The following is a 16,552-nucleotide window of genomic DNA, read 5'->3' as shown; positions in this document are numbered from 1 at the left end:
CCTTATTAAGGCTGTGAAAGTTTGAATTTTGCAATGCGGCCATCTACTTTTAATGGATAATTTTCACCTTTATAGGTGATACGTACATTACTTGGTGCTCCAACAATTAATGAAAACTCATTGCCATTAAAAGTTAATATTTCACCTTTTTTGTATTCTTTTTGTGCTAATACTCGGCGATTTTTATCTTTTACGCTGAGCCAGCTAGTATTATTTAAGATTTCTACAATCAAGTCTCCTTTCACAGTAGGGGCTGCAGGAGAAATTGATGGATTTTCTACCGCACTTTGAGTGTCTGAAACTGATTTTTCATCGTTTTTTGTTTGTGGAACGGTATTTTCTTGTGTTATTTCTGGTAATACATTATTTGTTATTTCTACTGGTTGTGAGACAGGTGCTGTTGTTTCTGGTGCAATTTTATTACTTTCTTCTGTCGTCACAAGAGCTGTAGCTGATTGATTATTTTCGGTAGAGGTAACATAGCTTTGTACTAAATCATCACGTTCTTGGTTATTTTGTTGGTAACTTTGCCACCACCAAAGTCCAGTCATGCCAAGGACTAAAATAAGTACAATGATAGATAAACGCCCGACCCAACGAGAGTGCGATGAATATTGATTTACTTCACGAGTTGAACGAGCATTTTTACTCAGATCGTTTTTATCATTTTCTGCAAATGTAATATTTTCCCATACAGAATCAGGTAAGCGTAAGAACTTGGCATAGCTACGCACATAGCCTTTTACAAAGATTGCAGGGGTAGATTTTTGAATAAATTCGTTGTTTTCAAGTTGTTGTAATATGGAGGGACGCAGCGAAATTTCTTTGGCGACGTCTTCGAGAGAAAGATTCAAGTTTTCACGTGCTTGGCGAAAAATCTCACCTGGTGAAAGTTCTTGCTCAGTTGTTGGATTCATAAATTCAATTAAATAATATGCGATAAATAAAGGCTAAATTTTAAAGTCCAACGCTTGATTTGGCAATGCTTTATTTAAAGGTATTAAATTTTTCCGCTCGTTTACTATCTGTTTGTCGCAATTTTTGTAATGCTTGTTGATAAATATCCATTTTTTGAGCGGAATAAGCACAAAGAGCCATATTTTCAAATGTATCTGCTTGATGATAATAATTAGGTGAATTCAGTGCGAGTTGAAATTGCTGCTGAGCTTGTTCAAATTGCTTTTGACGACATAAAAATGTGCCAAAATTATTATGTAAGTCTCCCTGTTGATTATTGAGTTTTAAAGCTATTTCATATTCACGATGTGCGTTCTCGATTTCCCCTTGTTGTTGATAATAATGCGCAAGCGCTGAATGCACGAGATAGTAATCTTTATCGTGTTGAAGCGCTTTATCTAAGTTGATTTTAGCGAGTTGAGGATTATTTTGTTGAAGGTAACCTAGTGCAAGTTCTACGCGAGCTTTAGCTGCTGATTGTTGATTGAAATCTTGAATGGTTGATTGAGAAACGCAAGCAGAAAAAATGAAAGGGAAAATCACCGCACTGAGTTGTTTACTTATTGTTTGCATTTTTTCTCCTTTTAACAGGGCAGGAAGAAATATTTAATATACTTTAATTTTTATGAAAACATAGGGCATGTGAATTTGATTAATTCACATGCCTAGAATATTAATTAATTTCTGTCACCCCAATATTTTGTCCAAATTGGCGTTTCATTGCCGTACGTTTAGTACGATCGATAACATCTCCGGCTAGCTGTCCGCAAGCTGCATCAATGTCATCTCCTCGAGTTTTACGGATAATCACGGTAAAGCCATATTCCATCAAGGTTTTTTGGAAACGGTCAATACGCGTATTCGAGCTTTTTGCATAAGGTGCTTCTGGGAACGGATTCCACGGAATTAAATTAATTTTACAAGGTGTATTTTTTAATACTTCTGCAAGTTGATGAGCATGTTCAACGCCATCATTTACATGATCGAGCATAACATATTCAATCGTGACTTTGCCATGGTTTGCATTTGATACGCTTAAATAACGATTTACCGAGTCAATCAACATTTTGATATTATATTTTTTATTGATTGGCACAATTTCATCACGTAATTCATCGTTTGGGGCATGTAATGAAATAGCCAAAGCCACATCGATCATTTTGCTCAAATTATCTAGTGCCGGCACAACGCCAGAAGTTGATAAAGTGACACGACGTTTTGATAAACCATAGGCAAAATCATCTAACATAATTTCCATTGCGGGAACGACGTTAGCGACATTTAACAAGGGTTCACCCATTCCCATCATTACCACATTTGTAATTGGTCTAATGCCAGTCACCCCAAAGTTGCCAATAATTTTAGAGGCTCTCCAAACTTGGCCGATAATTTCTGAAACCGTTAAATTGCGATTAAATCCTTGTTGTGCGGTTGAACAGAATGTGCAAGCTAAGGCGCAGCCCACTTGGGAAGATACACAAAGCGTAGCGCGATCTGCTTCGGGAATATACACAGTTTCAACTTGTTGTTCACCCACTTGCATTGCCCATTTTATTGTGCCATCGGCTGAACGCTGTTCAACGGCAACTTCTGGGGCTTTAATTTCTGCAACAGCTTTAAGTTTTTCTCGTAATTTTTTATTAATGTTTGTCATATTGTCGAAGTTATCTTCGCCAAAATGATAAATCCATTTTACTAACTGATCTGCTCGGAATGGTTTTTCGCCGAGTTCTTTAAAAAATTCGCGCATTTGTTGGCGCGTTAAATCCATTAGATTAATTTTTTTAGCAGGTGCATCTGATTGCACAGACAATAATTCTGACATTTTAGCCTCGTTATTACACATTGTGGCGATAGCGTTGTGTTGGTGTTTTTATCAAAAGCTCACAACGAAAAATTCGCAATTAAAAAATGAACGGCGATTGTACAGATTTGTCACCGCATAATCTAGCGGAATTCAAAAATGATGGAAAATCTCACCGCACTTTTTTGCGATCTAGATCGAAAATATTTCCAATTACAGCGTAAAAAGTGCGGTAAAATGTGAGCCTATTTTTTAAGGTGACCAATAATGTTTAAAAAAGCTTTATTTATTTTATCTTTGTGTCCTTCTTTTGCAGTGGCACAGTCTTATGTTGTGTATGATTTTACGCATAATCGAGTGTTGGAAAGCCATGCGCCTGATAGCGTTCAGCCTATTGCTTCTGTAACGAAATTAATGACGGCGAACGTTTTTCTAGAGAATAATACAAATCCTAATTGCACTATTGCGATAACCAGTGACGATCGTGATTACATTAAAGGTACAAGCACGAAATTACCGATGAATGTTCCGATGGCTTGCAGAGAATTATTAAAGGCGATGCTCGTGCATTCTGATAACTATGCCGCCCATGCGCTTTCTCGTGCAGCAGGAATGAGCAGAATACAATTCATTAATAAAATGAATGAAAAAGCTCGTCAATTAGGTATGTATTCTACTCGTTTTCATGATAGTTCTGGTTTATCGAGTAGCAATATCTCTAGTCCTATGGATTTAGTTAAACTTGCTAAACATTCTTTAAATAAACCTGAAATTCGACAACTATCCAATATCAGTGCTACGAATATTCAAGCTGGAAGACATAGCGTATTAATGAAAAATACAAATAAATTAGTGCGCGATGAAATTTTTGATGCGGTGGTAAATAAGACGGGCTACATTCGAGAATCTGGCTATAACCTTGTTTTCATCAATAAACACCCATGTAAAAGTTCCACTATTGGTGTAATTAGTCTCAATAATTCTTCTTCTGCATATCGTTCTAGCTTTACTAAAAACAAATTAGAAAAATACGGTTGTACTGCATTGAATGGACGAACTATTCATGATGTTGAAGGCGAGGCACAATATGAAGAGGGCTATGATGAAGAAGGATTAAATAATTTAATTAAAAGAATTTCAGGATAATAAGTGTTATAACCATAGGGAAAACCTATCATTATTTTTGTTATGCTCTTCATAAGTTATAAGAAAAAACTTTAGCTTGATAATCATTTTCATTTGAGATTAAGTTAAAAGGTGATAGTATGATATTTGATGAATAATTGTTGAGCAGTTGAGCGATTATTCAGGCATCCAACCTCTATTACTTTTTTATAAGGACATATTATGCGTAATTCATTAAAAATTATGACCGCACTTGCACTTGGTTTGTTTGCAATGCAGGCTAATGCAAAATTCAAAGTTGTTACCACCTTTACTGTGATTCAAGATATTGCACAAAATGTGGCGGGTAATGCAGCTATAGTGGAATCTATCACCAAACCAGGTGCTGAAATTCATGAATATGAACCTACTCCAAAAGATATTGTGAAAGCACAATCTGCCGATTTAATTTTATGGAATGGTTTAAATTTGGAACGTTGGTTTGAACGTTTCTTCCAAAATATTAAAGATAAACCAGCCGTGGTGGTGACTGAAGGGATTCAACCATTGTCTATTTATGAAGGACCGTATAAAGATGCGCCTAACCCACATGCGTGGATGTCGCCATCTAATGCATTAATTTATATTGAAAATATTAAAAATGCATTGGTGAAATACGATCCACAAAATGCAGCAGTGTACGAAAAAAATGCCGCTGACTATGCTCAAAAAATTAAACAACTTGATGAGCCACTTCGTGCAAAATTAGCACAGATTCCAGAAGCTCAACGCTGGCTTGTGACAAGTGAAGGTGCTTTCAGTTATTTGGCGAAAGATTACAACTTAAAAGAAGGTTATTTATGGCCAATTAATGCTGAACAACAAGGCACACCACAACAAGTGCGTAAAGTGATTGATTTAGTTCGTAAAAACAATATTCCTGTTGTGTTTAGTGAAAGTACAATTTCAGCAAAACCAGCACAACAAGTAGCTAAAGAAAGTGGCGCAAAATACGGTGGCGTATTGTATGTTGACTCTCTTTCTGCGAAAAAAGGCCCTGTGCCAACTTATATTGATTTGCTTAACGTAACTGTATCAACCATTGTTAAAGGATTCGGAAAATAATGGACTCTTTCTCGACATCAATTTGGGTTAATGATGTAACTGTTCGTTACAACAATGGCCATACAGCTATTCACAATATGACGTTCTCATTAAACAGTGGAACTATTTGTGCATTAGTGGGTGTGAATGGCAGTGGTAAATCCACATTATTTAAAAGCATAATGGGGCTTGTGAAGCCACAACAAGGTGAAATCAGACTTTGTGATTTGCCAATTTCCCAAGCACTGAAACGTAATTTGGTTGCTTATGTTCCACAATCTGAAGAAGTGGACTGGCAATTTCCTGTGTCAGTGTATGATGTCGTGATGATGGGGCGTTATGGGTATATGAATTTCCTTCGTATCCCCAAGGCGATTGATAAACAAAAAGTTCAAGAGGCGATGCAGCGAGTGAACATTGAGCATCTCGCGCATCGTCAAATTGGTGAGTTATCTGGCGGGCAGAAAAAACGCGTGTTTTTGGCCCGCGCTTTAGCACAACAAAGTCCAATTATTTTATTGGATGAACCTTTCACTGGCGTTGATGTGAAAACTGAAAATGCTATTGTTGATCTTCTTCAACAGCTTCGAGAAGAAGGTCATCTTGTTCTTGTCTCAACTCATAACTTAGGTTCTGTCCCAGATTTCTGTGATCAAGTAGTGATGATTAATCGTACGGTGATTGCAGCAGGGAAAACGGAAGATACCTTTAACCAACATAATTTGGAAATTGTGTTTGGTGGGGTATTACGCCATATTAAATTATTGGGCGAAGATTTACATAATGATGAAGATAAACGTGCGGTTACTGTCTTAACGGATGATGAAAAAGCCGTTGTATTCTATGGCGAAACTAAGCAAGATCCACCAGCACCAACAACACAGGATTGTCATTTTGAAGACTGTCCTTGTAAAAGTGCGGTGAAAAAAGAGAAGGATTAAGGCATGTTAGCATTATTATTAGAACCTTTTTCCTATGATTATATGCTCAAGGCGATGATCTTGAGTACGGCAGTTGGTGGGATTTGTGCTTTTTTGTCTTCATATTTAATGCTTAAAGGCTGGTCTTTGATTGGCGATGCGCTTTCTCATTCTGTTGTGCCTGGTGTCGCGATAGCCTATGCCTTTTCTTTGCCTTATGCACTTGGTGCATTTTTTGCCGGAATTTTAGCCGCACTTTCCATTCTTTGGATTAAATCCATTTCTAAACTGAAAGAAGATGCTGTTATCGGTTTTATTTTTAGCACTTTCTTTGCATTAGGTCTATTGATCATTTCTTTAAATCCAACCGCAGTAAATGTGCAAAGCATCATTTTAGGCAATATTTTAGGCATTGCCGACGAAGATATTTACCAAGTGGCAATTATCATCGGTGTTTGTTTAGTATTGCTTTTATTATTTTGGAAGGATTTACTGCTGATTTTTTTCGATGAAACACAAGCAAGAACGGTAGGGCTTTCGCCATTATTTTATAAAGTTTTGTTTTTTACTCTATTAAGTGCTTGTGTGGTAGCGGCATTGCAAACTGTAGGCGCTATTTTAGTGATTGCGATGGTCATTACCCCGGGGGCAACAGCATATTTACTGACGGATAAATTCAAAACCTTGTCAATTATCGCTATTATTTTAGGGGCGGTGACAAGTTTTGTTGGTGTTTATATTAGCTATTATTTAGATGGTGCCACTGGCGGAGTGATTGTGACATTGCAAACATTATTATTCTTGGCTGCTTTCTTATTTTCACCAAAATATGGTTTGCTCACTCGTAATAAAAAGGCGGTAGAAAATGTTTGATTGGCTTTTAGAACCGCTACAATTTGAGTTTATGCAAAATGCTTTGTTGACTGCATTTATTGTTTCAATTATTTGTGCCTTGCTTTCTTGCTATTTAGTCTTGAAAGGTTGGTCATTAATGGGCGATGCGATTTCCCATGCAGTGTTGCCTGGTATTGTACTTGCTTATTTGGCAGGAATTCCTTTAGCGATTGGCGCATTTTTTTCAGGCATTTTTTGTTCACTTGGCGTGGGATATTTAAAAGAAAATAGTCGTATAAAAGAAGATACAGCAATGGGCATTGTATTTTCTGGAATGTTTGCCATTGGTCTTGTTATGTTCACCAAAATTCAAACAGAACAGCATTTAACGCATATTTTGTTTGGTAATGTATTGGGTGTTAGTCATCAAGAGCTTATTCAAAGTGCGGTCATTTCTGCGATAATTTTTTGTATGATTGTCTTTAAACGTAAAGACTTTTTGCTTTATTGTTTTGACCCAAGTCATGCTCGTGTTGCAGGGCTTTCTCCAAAGATTTTGCATTATGGATTGTTAATGTTGCTTGCTTTAACCATTGTAAGCACGATGCAGGTGGTAGGCGTTATTTTGGTGGTAGCAATGTTAATTGCGCCAGGAATTACCGCACTTACACTCACAAAATCTTTTGATAAAATGTTATGGGTTGCTATAGTAAGTTCCATTACATCAAGCCTGATTGGCGTAATATTGAGCTATCATTTTGATGCGTCAACTGGTGCTTGTATTATTTTATTACAAGCGATATTTTTCATAGGAGCATTATTTTTGAGTCGCATAAAGCAAAAAACGTACTAAGTTTTTATTACTTAACTTATCATTCGAAATGATTTTTGAAATTTATTTCTTATTTTGTTAGAATTTAAGCGCTTTTTATCTCTTATATAGGAATGAAAAGTGAGTTCGGATGAAGGTAGCTGGAGAGCGGGGAATTGACCCCACACCGACGATGTAAAATCTTTCAGGTGCGATGGCAGGGACTGTTACTGGACGAACCCTTGGAGAGATCCATTTTAGAAATGGACGCCGAAGGCGCAAAAGAGCGGTTAATTTTTCAATCGTTTTTCAAACGCTCAGGCAAAAGGACAGGGGCAAAAGACAATCTATCGTAAGTGTGGAAATTATCTATCTTTTCACCGCACTTTCTTTTCCATTGTATCTTTTCGTCTTCTTGTCGTGTTTATTTTTGATTTAAACGACGAGGAATCACATGACAATTGAGTCAATTCTTTCAGCTATTGATAGTTTTATTTGGGGCGCACCGCTACTCATACTCTTATCTGGCACAGGGCTCTATTTAACGCTACGTTTAGGTTTTATTCAAATTCGCTATTTACCACGTGCGCTAGGTTACTTATTTAAAAAAGATAAAGGTGGAAAAGGTGATGTGTCATCTTTTGCCGCACTTTGTACTGCATTAGCCGCAACAATTGGAACAGGGAATATTGTGGGCGTTGCAACTGCTGTACAAGCAGGTGGACCTGGCGCTATTTTTTGGATGTGGTTGGTCGCCTTGTTAGGAATGGCAACAAAATATGCCGAATGTTTACTCGCAGTTAAATATCGTGTTCGCGATAAAAATGGCTTTATGGCTGGCGGTCCAATGTATTACATTGAACGCGGTCTAGGTATCAAGTGGCTAGCAAAATTATTTGCATTATTTGGTGTAATGGTTGCCTTTTTCGGAATCGGTACATTCCCACAGGTCAATGCGATCACCCATGCAATGCAAGATACTTTTAATATTCCGGTTTTAGTTACTGCAATTATTGTTACACTTTTAGTTGGCTTAATCATTCTTGGTGGTGTAAAACGTATCGCAACCGCATCATCGGTAATTGTACCGTTTATGGCGATTTTATACGTCACTACTTCACTGGTTATTATCCTTTTAAATATAGAAAAAGTACCAGATGCGATCTCATTAATTATTTATAGCGCTTTTGATCCGCAAGCTGCGCTAGGCGGGGCGGTTGGCTTTACCGTAATGAAGGCTATTCAATCAGGCGTTGCTCGAGGCATTTTCTCCAATGAATCAGGTTTAGGAAGCGCACCAATTGCAGCCGCAGCGGCACAAACTCGTGAACCTGTTCGCCAAGGCTTAATTTCCATGACAGGTACATTCTTGGATACTATCATCGTTTGTACAATGACAGGTATTGTATTAGTGTTAACAGGCGCTTGGAATAACCCTGAATTAGCGGGTGCAACAGTAACAAACTACGCCTTTGCACAAGGTTTAGGGGCATCAATTGGCGCAACGATTGTAACCGTCGGTTTATTATTTTTTGCATTCACAACTATTTTAGGCTGGTGTTACTACGGTGAACGTTGCTTTGTTTATCTCGTTGGTATTCGTGGCGTAAAACTATATCGTTTAGCTTATATTGTGTTGGTAGGGTTAGGCTCATTCTTACACTTAAATTTAATCTGGATTATCGCCGATATCGTAAATGGTTTCATGGCCTTTCCAAATCTCATCGCACTCATTGGATTGAGAAAAGTTGTGATTGAAGAAACAAAAGATTATTTCCAACGCTTGAAGATAAATCATCACGATCAAGATGAAATCGTAGAATAATCAAATGAAAAAGGTGTGGATACAGTCAATATCCACACCTTTTTCTTATCACAATTTCCCATCTTAACAACTTATCTTAGAAAGAAAAGCAGCTTTTTTCAGAAATTAGACATAGATCATATTTTTAAAAATTACTTTGACATTTCCTCTTAAAGCTCTTGAAAACCTGAATTAAGAAGGCTATTTTGTAGTTAAAGAAAACTGTAAATCACGCAACAAAGAGGTAAATGCTATGACACTTAATATCACCAGCAAACAAATGGAAATCACCCCTGCAATTCGTGAACACGTGGAGGAAAGACTCGCGAAATTAGGTAAATGGCAAACACAGTTAATTAACCCCCATTTTGTTTTAAACAAAGTACCGAATGGATTTACTGTAGAAGCATCTATTGGCACGCCACTGGGCAATTTATTGGCAAGTGCAACCTCAGATGATATGTATAAAGCAATTAATGAAGTTGAGGAAAAATTGGAGCGCCAGCTCAATAAACTTCAACATAAAAGTGAATCTCGTCGAGCAGATGAACGCTTAAAAGATTCATTTGAAAGCTAATATTGAAAATAAACTAAAGAAAGAAAAGTAAAAGAGCGGTGAAATTTTTCACCACTCTTTTTTCTTAACTAGGATTAGATTTGCGTTAAATCTACATTTTTGGTTTCTTTTGACGCTAATAATGCCAATAGCGTCATCAGCGCATTGATTGCTAAATAAATACCTACGCCCATCACACCAAATGATGCATTAATTTTTAAAGAAATCATCGCGGCAATCGTTGCACCAATAATGGATGCTAAATTATAGGCGAGAGATGCGCCTGAATAACGCACTTCTGTTGGAAATAATTCTGGCAATAGTGCAGCCATTGGACCAAATGTCATCCCCATGATCGCCATACCAATTACTAAAAATGCAAATACGCTCATTGGAGTGCCATTTTCTAAGAAGAATGGCATTGTTAAACCGAGCACGCCAACCGCTACAGTCACCCAAATCAACCATTTACGGCGACCAATTTTATCGGCATAAACACCAGAAATACTGATAAAAATACCAAATACAATAGCACTAATTAATAACAAGCCAGTAAATGTATTTGCTGGTATACCTAAGCCAAGCGCATAACCTGCTTCAGAAATCTTTGGTGCTGTTCGAGAATATGCCTGAGCAAAAGCCGTCATAATGTAAAACAGAGAATAAGTTGCCACCATGATAAATGTGCCAATAATCATTGGTTTTAAGTGTTTAGTAAAAACAACACTCACTGGTGCATTCAATTTTTTGCCTTTTTGCTCCGCTTCCATAAATACATGGCTTTCATGCAAAGTTAAGCGAACATATAAGCCGACAGCGACTAATAAAACGGAAGATACAAACGGAATACGCCACGCCCATTCCACAAGGGCATCTTGACCGAGGAAATAGCTGACTAAGAAGAATGTTGCATTTGCTACAAATAAGCCGATTGGCGCACCTAGTTGAGGGAAAGTACCGTACCAAGCTCGTTTGCCTTCCGGTGCATTTTCTGTTGCGACTAAAGCAGCACCGCCCCATTCACCACCAAGTCCAATTCCTTGGCCAACACGGCATACGCAAAGCAAAATCGGTGCCCAGATACCGATTTGAGCATAGTTAGGAAGTAAGCCAATTACTACTGTTGAACCACCCATTAAAACAAGGGAGGCTACCAAGGTTTTTTTACGACCAATTTTATCGCCAAAGTGACCAAATAATGCGGAACCAATCGGACGTGCAAAAAATGCTAAAGCAAGCGTAGAAAGAGAAAGCAAATCATTAGAAAGCGGATCATCGCTATGGAAGAATTGCGTATTGAAAACTAATACAGCGGCAGCCGCATAGATATAATAATCAAAAAATTCGATTGCCGTACCGACCATCGAGGCTAACGCCACTTTCATCGGATTATTACGAAGTTGTGTAGACATTGTGTTTCCTTAGTAGTTTATTATAAATAGAAAGGATTGAATCCTAGCATTTTAACTAAGGTCTATCAATTTTTAATATGCAATTTTCTATTTTTTCAGAGAAATATTTTGAATTTTCTAAATGTGAGTTATGCCCAGCGGAAGGAATGGTTACTAAATCAATTTGATTTTCTTTGGCTAAAACTTGGAACTTATGATCTCGTTCCCCACAAAAATAAAAAAATGGCAAAGAACTTAACCGCACTTTTTCACTAAAATCAGGTTGTTTAGATAGACTTGTCGCCAGCAGCATCTTGCCAATATTTTCACCGCAATTTGATTTTCGTTTTTCAACTAACCGCTGTCTTTCTTCTGCAGTCAAATGATAAAACACGGGCTGTTGATACCAATCATTTAATACATTTTCTGGTGATTCTTGCATAAAACGTTGCGCCCAAGCAAAATCCTGCTGAAAACGAGCCTGCTTTTCTTCGCCGGTTTTTAAACCTAGATTCACCCCTTCTAAAATAACACCTTGCAAATTAGATCTTTCTACCTGAGCCTGCAGCGCATAATACAAAGCGATCCGTCCGCCTAGAGAATACCCAACAAGAAAATACGGTTCATTTTTCACCTCACTTTTAATTTGTTGAGCCAAATACTCCGCCGTTTCTTCAAAATTTGTGACTTCAATATCTTTAGCTTGCCCGTGAAAAGGCAAATCTAACGAAATACAATTAAAGTGCGGTAGATTTTCAATGACTTTTTGCCAGTCGTTTTTTGTACCAAGAAGTCCGTGGAGAAAAATGATGTTTATCATTGAAGGGATTATTGATAGAAATAATAAAATATGGCGGGACTAAAGCCCGCCTACAGAATACTTAAGCACCAATCACTGCGTGACTAATTTGCTCGATTAAGCGTTTATACAAACTACTACCATCACTCGGATTCGTTTTAATTTCAATTAACGTTGCCTTGCGACGACTATAAGCCTGTTTAACAACGGAATTGAGATCTGCCCAAGTATAAGGATGAGCGTATTTAAGATCGAACATTGCTGCTATTTGAGAAAAATCGCCATTATGCGGTAATCGATAGAACTGATCTTTGACTTGTTCATCCACAGGTAACATATCAAAAATCGCGCCACCATTATTATTGATGACAAAGATTACCGTTGGTTGCGTAACGTTTTTGAATAATGCGAAAGAATTCAAATCATATAAAGTAGACGTATCGCCAATCACCGCAACAACAGGTTTATTTGAACCGATACCAATTCCCGCAGCCGTAGCCAACAAACCATCAATTCCACTCGCGCCACGATTGGTATAAACAGGATAACTTTCTGGTAATTGCGTTAGCGCATCAACCAGACGAATAAGTAAACTATTACCTAAAAATAAAACACCGTTATAAGGTAAAAGTGTTGGTAAACGTAATGCGAGCGAGGCTTCCGTTAAATTTCCGCCTACTTGCTGTTCAATAAAGGTTGCACAGAATTTAGATAAAGCTAACGGCTCAAGCAACCAAGGCTTTTGGCGTAAAGGAGGATGCGCACGTAACCAATGATGTACTTTAGCATTGAATCTTGTCAATGAATGATGGTAAGGATCTAATGCTTTACCGCTTTGTTCAACCAACCAAAATTCACCTTTAAACGCCTGTAAGAATTGATTAATTCGTTTACTAATAAAGCGTGCACCAAATTGAATAACAATATCAGCTTGCAGAAGTTTTTCACGAACAGTTTGGTTTGCTAGCCAAATATCTTCATAAGACGTCGTTGGAACAACACCGGATTGAATATCCGTCAGTAATACCCAGCCCATAGCGCTTGCCCAAGAATTAATGCCCATTGCTTGTTCTGCAGGTAATTGACCAACCACAACGACACCACGTTTGGTACGCCAATGATCCCAGTTCTCATGCATTAATACTTCGTTCTGTTGCGCTTCCACATTCATCCAAGGCTTAGTTTGAATTAACCAGCGCTGTAACGTCTGAAGCCAAGGGTGAGAATCTACTTCCTCATCAGTTGCATCATAAAGTGGCTCGGCAAATGGCACATTAATATGAACAACGCCACCCTGTTGTTTTTGTTGAAAGGCAGCCTGTTCAAGTAGAGAAATCAACCATTGCGCAGAATAATCTGCATTCGGTTTAGGTAAATTAACATTTGCAACCGGATACTGACCAAACATATTTTGCTGCAAAATAGCCTGATTTGCGCCGCACTCCCAAAGTTCTGGTGGACGATCGGCAGTTAAAACAAATAAATTAACACCCGTTTGGCGTGCTTCAATAATTGCGGGATAAAGGTTTGCAGTCGCCGTGCCTGATGTAACAATAATGGCAACTGGTGATTGAGTTGCCTTAGCAATACCCAAGGCAAAAAAACCTAAACCACGTTCATCAAAATGTGTATGACAAGTGACTGAACCCGCATTTTGCAAACGCACAGCTTCAAGAGTTAAAGGTGTCGAACGCGAACCTGGCGCGATACAAACGTGAGAAACGCCTTGGCGCACCAAGGTTTCTAAAATCACTTTCGACCAACAACGATTAAACACGCTTACCGACATTTTTTTCTCCGTTATCATTTTTCTTCTGCAAACAAGGAAATTAACCCTGCCGCTTTACGTTCAATTTCTTTCCATTCTTCCAATGGCTGCGAGCCCGCCACGATGCCCGCACCAGCAAATACACGAATTCGATGACCTTCAATAAAGGCCGAACGAATCGCCACACAAAACTCTGAACATGTATCGCTCATCACGCCCAATGTTCCCGCATACCAGCCACGATCAAAGGTTTCGATTTCTGACAAAATCATTTTGGCTTGTTGCTGTGGCAAACCAGATACCGCTGCTGTAGGATGAATAGCTTTTAATATATTTACATCTGCATAATGTGCGGTCAAATTTGCACGAATTTTACGAATCAAATGTTGTACTTTACGTAACGGTTTCAATTCCACATTGCTTACATCAAAACTTTCCACTTGCTTACGTAAATTCTGTGAAATATCTTCTACGACCAACCAATTTTCTTTTAAATTTTTCTCGTCATTTAATAACCAATTAGCTTGAGATTGCGTTTCTTCCTCACTTTCAGAAACCGATGCTGTCCCCGCTAATGCCTCGGTTAGCAACAAATTATACTCTCGAGCAAATAGGCGTTCTGGCGTAGAACCGACAAAAACCGAATGAGGATTTTCAGCCCACAAAAAATGATAACAACCTTGATTTTGTTTTTCGCTTTCTGCTAAAAAATCGTACGCATTAATCGCTTGCTTTAAATGAAAAGTGGTTTCATTGGCTAATACAATTTTTGTCAGTTCTCCACTTTTAATTTCTACCAAAGCCTGATTTACCCAATCACACCAAGTTCTTTCGTTAGCTCTAGGCTCTGTATGTAAAGGAATCTGTTTTGGCAAAGCAGAAAGTGCGGTGAGATTTTCAAAAGTTTTGAGGTGGGCTAAAGTATCATTCGCACTTTGCTCATCTTTCACAAAAAATGATACCAATGCACCTTTCTCATCCTGTTCAACAAGAATTTTTGGTAATACAAATTGTGCAGCACCTTGAAATTGCAAACCACCGACTAATGGAAAACCACTTTCTTTGATAAATTCTTGAGCTAAATTTAACCGTGAAAATGACTGCACTTCACCAATAGCAGCTAATGCTTTTGCTTCATCTCGAAAATGTAAATAAAATTGTGGATACGCAGATTGAACTTTCAGCCATGCCAACAAATCGACCTTGTCCAGTTTCACCTGAAAACGGACAAGTTCATTCGTTGATTGCTGTAAATATGCGTGAATTTGCGATTTTAACTCGCCTATTGCCTGCGCTAAATCATTCATTAGATTTTGTTTTAAATACACAAAAAGTTGGCCGTATTCTACCGCAGATTGTTAATGACAAAAAATTTTTTTACAAAATCTTTTCAATATTGAAAATTCAGCGTAAATTAACCGCACTTTTCACGAAAAATTTATTAAAAACAAAAGGATTTCACTATGCGATTATTCCCAAAATCCGACAAATTAGAACACGTATGTTATGATATTCGCGGGCCAGTGCACAAAGAAGCACTACGCTTAGAAGAAGAAGGCAATAAAATTTTAAAACTTAATATCGGCAATCCCGCACCTTTCGGCTTTGAAGCACCCGATGAAATTTTGGTTGACGTATTACGTAATTTGCCGTCAGCGCAAGGCTACTGTGATTCAAAAGGTTTATATTCTGCTCGTAAAGCCATTGTTCAATATTATCAATCAAAAGGGATTCATGGCGCGACCGTCAATGATGTGTATATTGGTAACGGCGTCTCTGAGCTTATTACAATGGCTATGCAAGCATTACTCAATGATGGTGATGAAGTACTCGTGCCGATGCCTGATTATCCGCTTTGGACTGCTGCGGTAACACTTTCTGGCGGCAAGGCTGTTCATTACCTTTGTGATGAAGAAGCAAATTGGTTTCCCGCTATTGATGATATTAAAGACAAGGTGAATGCGAAGACTAAAGCGATTGTCATCATCAACCCTAATAACCCAACTGGCGCGGTGTACAACAAAGAATTATTGCAAGAAATTGTGGAAATCGCTCGCCAAAATAATTTGATTATCTTCGCTGACGAAATCTACGACAAAATTTTATATGATGGCGCAGTACATCATCATATTGCCGCACTTGCTCCTGATTTATTAACCGTTACTCTGAATGGTTTATCAAAAGCTTATCGAGTTGCAGGCTTCCGCCAAGGTTGGATGATTTTAAACGGCCCAAAACATAATGCGAAAGGTTATATTGAAGGCTTGGATATGCTGGCATCAATGCGTTTATGCGCTAACGTACCAATGCAACATGCAATTCAAACCGCACTTGGTGGCTATCAAAGTATTAATGAGTTTATTTTGCCAGGTGGCAGATTACTTGAGCAACGCAATAAAGCATACGATCTCATCACTCAAATTCCAGGCATTACTTGCGTGAAACCAATGGGGGCGATGTATATGTTCCCGAAAATTGATGTGAAAAAATTCAATATTCACAGTGATGAAAAAATGGTACTAGATTTGCTCCGCCAAGAAAAAGTACTACTTGTGCACGGTAAAGGATTTAATTGGCATTCACCTGATCACTTCCGTGTTGTGACCCTTCCTTATGTGAATCAACTTGAAGAAGCCATTACAAAATTAGGAAGATTTTTGGAAAGTTATCATCAGTAATGATGGGGTTGAACGGGATTTA

The 16,552-nt window shown here is 38.1% G+C and carries 16 protein-coding genes and 1 riboswitch; of the genes, 9 read left to right on the top strand and 7 right to left on the bottom strand.

Annotated features, from left to right (window positions below; translation table 11 throughout):
- Positions 1–5: 5 nt before the first annotated feature.
- From KP713_RS04285 to rlmN, 3 genes are all read right to left on the bottom strand, one after another.
- Entirely contained in the window at positions 6–917 is a 912-nt protein-coding gene (locus tag KP713_RS04285) for a RodZ domain-containing protein (RefSeq protein ID WP_215769952.1), read from the bottom strand.
- Between the two features lie 70 nt (positions 918–987).
- A complete protein-coding gene (gene pilW / locus KP713_RS04280; protein ID WP_065265291.1) occupies positions 988–1,530 on the bottom strand; it encodes a type IV pilus biogenesis/stability protein PilW in 543 nt (180 codons plus the stop codon).
- A 100-nt stretch (positions 1,531–1,630) separates the two neighbouring features.
- The gene (rlmN, locus tag KP713_RS04275) at positions 1,631–2,782 is read right to left on the bottom strand and encodes a dual-specificity RNA methyltransferase RlmN (RefSeq protein ID WP_005637452.1); all 1,152 of its coding nucleotides are present in this window, start codon (positions 2,780–2,782) and stop codon (positions 1,631–1,633) included.
- A 246-nt stretch (positions 2,783–3,028) separates the two neighbouring features.
- On the opposite strand from rlmN, the gene KP713_RS04270 reads away from it, so the two are divergent.
- The 7 genes from KP713_RS04270 to raiA all read left to right on the top strand — a co-directional run bounded on the left by KP713_RS04270 (position 3,029) and on the right by raiA (position 9,915).
- The gene (locus KP713_RS04270) at positions 3,029–3,907 is read left to right on the top strand and encodes a D-alanyl-D-alanine carboxypeptidase family protein (protein ID WP_111407537.1); all 879 of its coding nucleotides are present in this window, start codon (positions 3,029–3,031) and stop codon (positions 3,905–3,907) included.
- Between the two features lie 201 nt (positions 3,908–4,108).
- Positions 4,109–4,990 (top strand): metal ABC transporter substrate-binding protein, encoded by an 882-nt coding sequence (locus tag KP713_RS04265; RefSeq protein WP_111407536.1) that lies wholly within the window; start codon positions 4,109–4,111, stop codon positions 4,988–4,990.
- Complete coding sequence (locus KP713_RS04260) at positions 4,990–5,910, top strand: ATP-binding cassette domain-containing protein (protein WP_111407535.1); 921 nt, start codon at positions 4,990–4,992, stop codon at positions 5,908–5,910. Before KP713_RS04265 ends, KP713_RS04260 begins: the two co-directional genes overlap by 1 nt.
- Positions 5,911–5,913: 3 nt before the next feature.
- Positions 5,914–6,762, top strand: coding sequence for a metal ABC transporter permease (locus tag KP713_RS04255; protein ID WP_048953834.1), 849 nt, complete (start codon positions 5,914–5,916; stop codon positions 6,760–6,762).
- Positions 6,755–7,576, top strand: a complete 822-nt coding sequence (locus KP713_RS04250) for a metal ABC transporter permease (protein WP_140577938.1) — start codon at positions 6,755–6,757, stop codon at positions 7,574–7,576. Before KP713_RS04255 ends, KP713_RS04250 begins: the two co-directional genes overlap by 8 nt.
- A 190-nt stretch (positions 7,577–7,766) precedes the next feature.
- Positions 7,767–7,877: riboswitch (glycine riboswitch) on the top strand.
- A gap of 111 nt (positions 7,878–7,988) precedes the next feature.
- Positions 7,989–9,359 carry an alanine/glycine:cation symporter family protein gene (locus KP713_RS04245; RefSeq protein ID WP_215769951.1) on the top strand — a complete coding sequence of 457 codons (1,371 nt, stop codon included), beginning with the start codon at positions 7,989–7,991 and terminating at the stop codon, positions 9,357–9,359.
- Positions 9,360–9,591: 232 nt separating this feature from the next.
- Complete coding sequence (gene raiA / locus KP713_RS04240) at positions 9,592–9,915, top strand: ribosome-associated translation inhibitor RaiA (protein WP_009499739.1); 324 nt, start codon at positions 9,592–9,594, stop codon at positions 9,913–9,915.
- Positions 9,916–9,989: 74 nt separating this feature from the next.
- On the opposite strand, the gene KP713_RS04235 is transcribed toward raiA, so the two are convergent.
- From KP713_RS04235 to KP713_RS04220, 4 genes are all read right to left on the bottom strand, one after another.
- A complete protein-coding gene (locus KP713_RS04235; protein ID WP_215769950.1) occupies positions 9,990–11,306 on the bottom strand; it encodes an MFS transporter in 1,317 nt (438 codons plus the stop codon).
- A gap of 55 nt (positions 11,307–11,361) precedes the next feature.
- A complete protein-coding gene (menH, locus tag KP713_RS04230; RefSeq protein WP_215769949.1) occupies positions 11,362–12,105 on the bottom strand; it encodes a 2-succinyl-6-hydroxy-2,4-cyclohexadiene-1-carboxylate synthase in 744 nt (247 codons plus the stop codon).
- A 61-nt stretch (positions 12,106–12,166) separates the two neighbouring features.
- A complete protein-coding gene (gene menD, locus KP713_RS04225) occupies positions 12,167–13,873 on the bottom strand; it encodes a 2-succinyl-5-enolpyruvyl-6-hydroxy-3-cyclohexene-1-carboxylic-acid synthase (protein WP_140449956.1) in 1,707 nt (568 codons plus the stop codon).
- A gap of 14 nt (positions 13,874–13,887) precedes the next feature.
- Positions 13,888–15,045 carry an isochorismate synthase gene (locus KP713_RS04220; RefSeq protein ID WP_252346305.1) on the bottom strand — a complete coding sequence of 386 codons (1,158 nt, stop codon included), beginning with the start codon at positions 15,043–15,045 and terminating at the stop codon, positions 13,888–13,890.
- Here KP713_RS04220 and KP713_RS04215 point away from each other — a divergent pair.
- Positions 15,012–15,362 carry a hypothetical protein gene (locus tag KP713_RS04215; protein WP_353886446.1) on the top strand — a complete coding sequence of 117 codons (351 nt, stop codon included), beginning with the start codon at positions 15,012–15,014 and terminating at the stop codon, positions 15,360–15,362. The genes KP713_RS04220 and KP713_RS04215 overlap by 34 nt on opposite strands.
- Positions 15,316–16,530 (top strand): pyridoxal phosphate-dependent aminotransferase, encoded by a 1,215-nt coding sequence (locus KP713_RS04210; protein WP_111407528.1) that lies wholly within the window; start codon positions 15,316–15,318, stop codon positions 16,528–16,530. Before KP713_RS04215 ends, KP713_RS04210 begins: the two co-directional genes overlap by 47 nt.
- Positions 16,531–16,552 lie beyond the last annotated feature (22 nt).

This window comes from Haemophilus sp. SZY H36 (genome assembly GCF_018829625.1).
Taxonomy (GTDB): domain Bacteria; phylum Pseudomonadota; class Gammaproteobacteria; order Enterobacterales; family Pasteurellaceae; genus Haemophilus; species Haemophilus haemolyticus_K.
Note: the sequence above shows the minus strand (reverse complement) of the source record. Positions and strands in the feature narration are given on the sequence as shown.

Coding starts and splice junctions, on each gene's coding strand:
- KP713_RS04285 (WP_215769952.1), bottom strand. CDS start 917: ATGAATCCAACAACTGAGCAAGAACTTTCACCAGGTGAGATTTTTCGC.
- pilW (WP_065265291.1), bottom strand. CDS start 1,530: ATGCAAACAATAAGTAAACAACTCAGTGCGGTGATTTTCCCTTTCATT.
- rlmN (WP_005637452.1), bottom strand. CDS start 2,782: ATGTCAGAATTATTGTCTGTGCAATCAGATGCACCTGCTAAAAAAATT.
- KP713_RS04270 (WP_111407537.1), top strand. CDS start 3,029: ATGTTTAAAAAAGCTTTATTTATTTTATCTTTGTGTCCTTCTTTTGCA.
- KP713_RS04265 (WP_111407536.1), top strand. CDS start 4,109: ATGCGTAATTCATTAAAAATTATGACCGCACTTGCACTTGGTTTGTTT.
- KP713_RS04260 (WP_111407535.1), top strand. CDS start 4,990: ATGGACTCTTTCTCGACATCAATTTGGGTTAATGATGTAACTGTTCGT.
- KP713_RS04255 (WP_048953834.1), top strand. CDS start 5,914: ATGTTAGCATTATTATTAGAACCTTTTTCCTATGATTATATGCTCAAG.
- KP713_RS04250 (WP_140577938.1), top strand. CDS start 6,755: ATGTTTGATTGGCTTTTAGAACCGCTACAATTTGAGTTTATGCAAAAT.
- KP713_RS04245 (WP_215769951.1), top strand. CDS start 7,989: ATGACAATTGAGTCAATTCTTTCAGCTATTGATAGTTTTATTTGGGGC.
- raiA (WP_009499739.1), top strand. CDS start 9,592: ATGACACTTAATATCACCAGCAAACAAATGGAAATCACCCCTGCAATT.
- KP713_RS04235 (WP_215769950.1), bottom strand. CDS start 11,306: ATGTCTACACAACTTCGTAATAATCCGATGAAAGTGGCGTTAGCCTCG.
- menH (WP_215769949.1), bottom strand. CDS start 12,105: ATGATAAACATCATTTTTCTCCACGGACTTCTTGGTACAAAAAACGAC.
- menD (WP_140449956.1), bottom strand. CDS start 13,873: ATGTCGGTAAGCGTGTTTAATCGTTGTTGGTCGAAAGTGATTTTAGAA.
- KP713_RS04210 (WP_111407528.1), top strand. CDS start 15,316: ATGCGATTATTCCCAAAATCCGACAAATTAGAACACGTATGTTATGAT.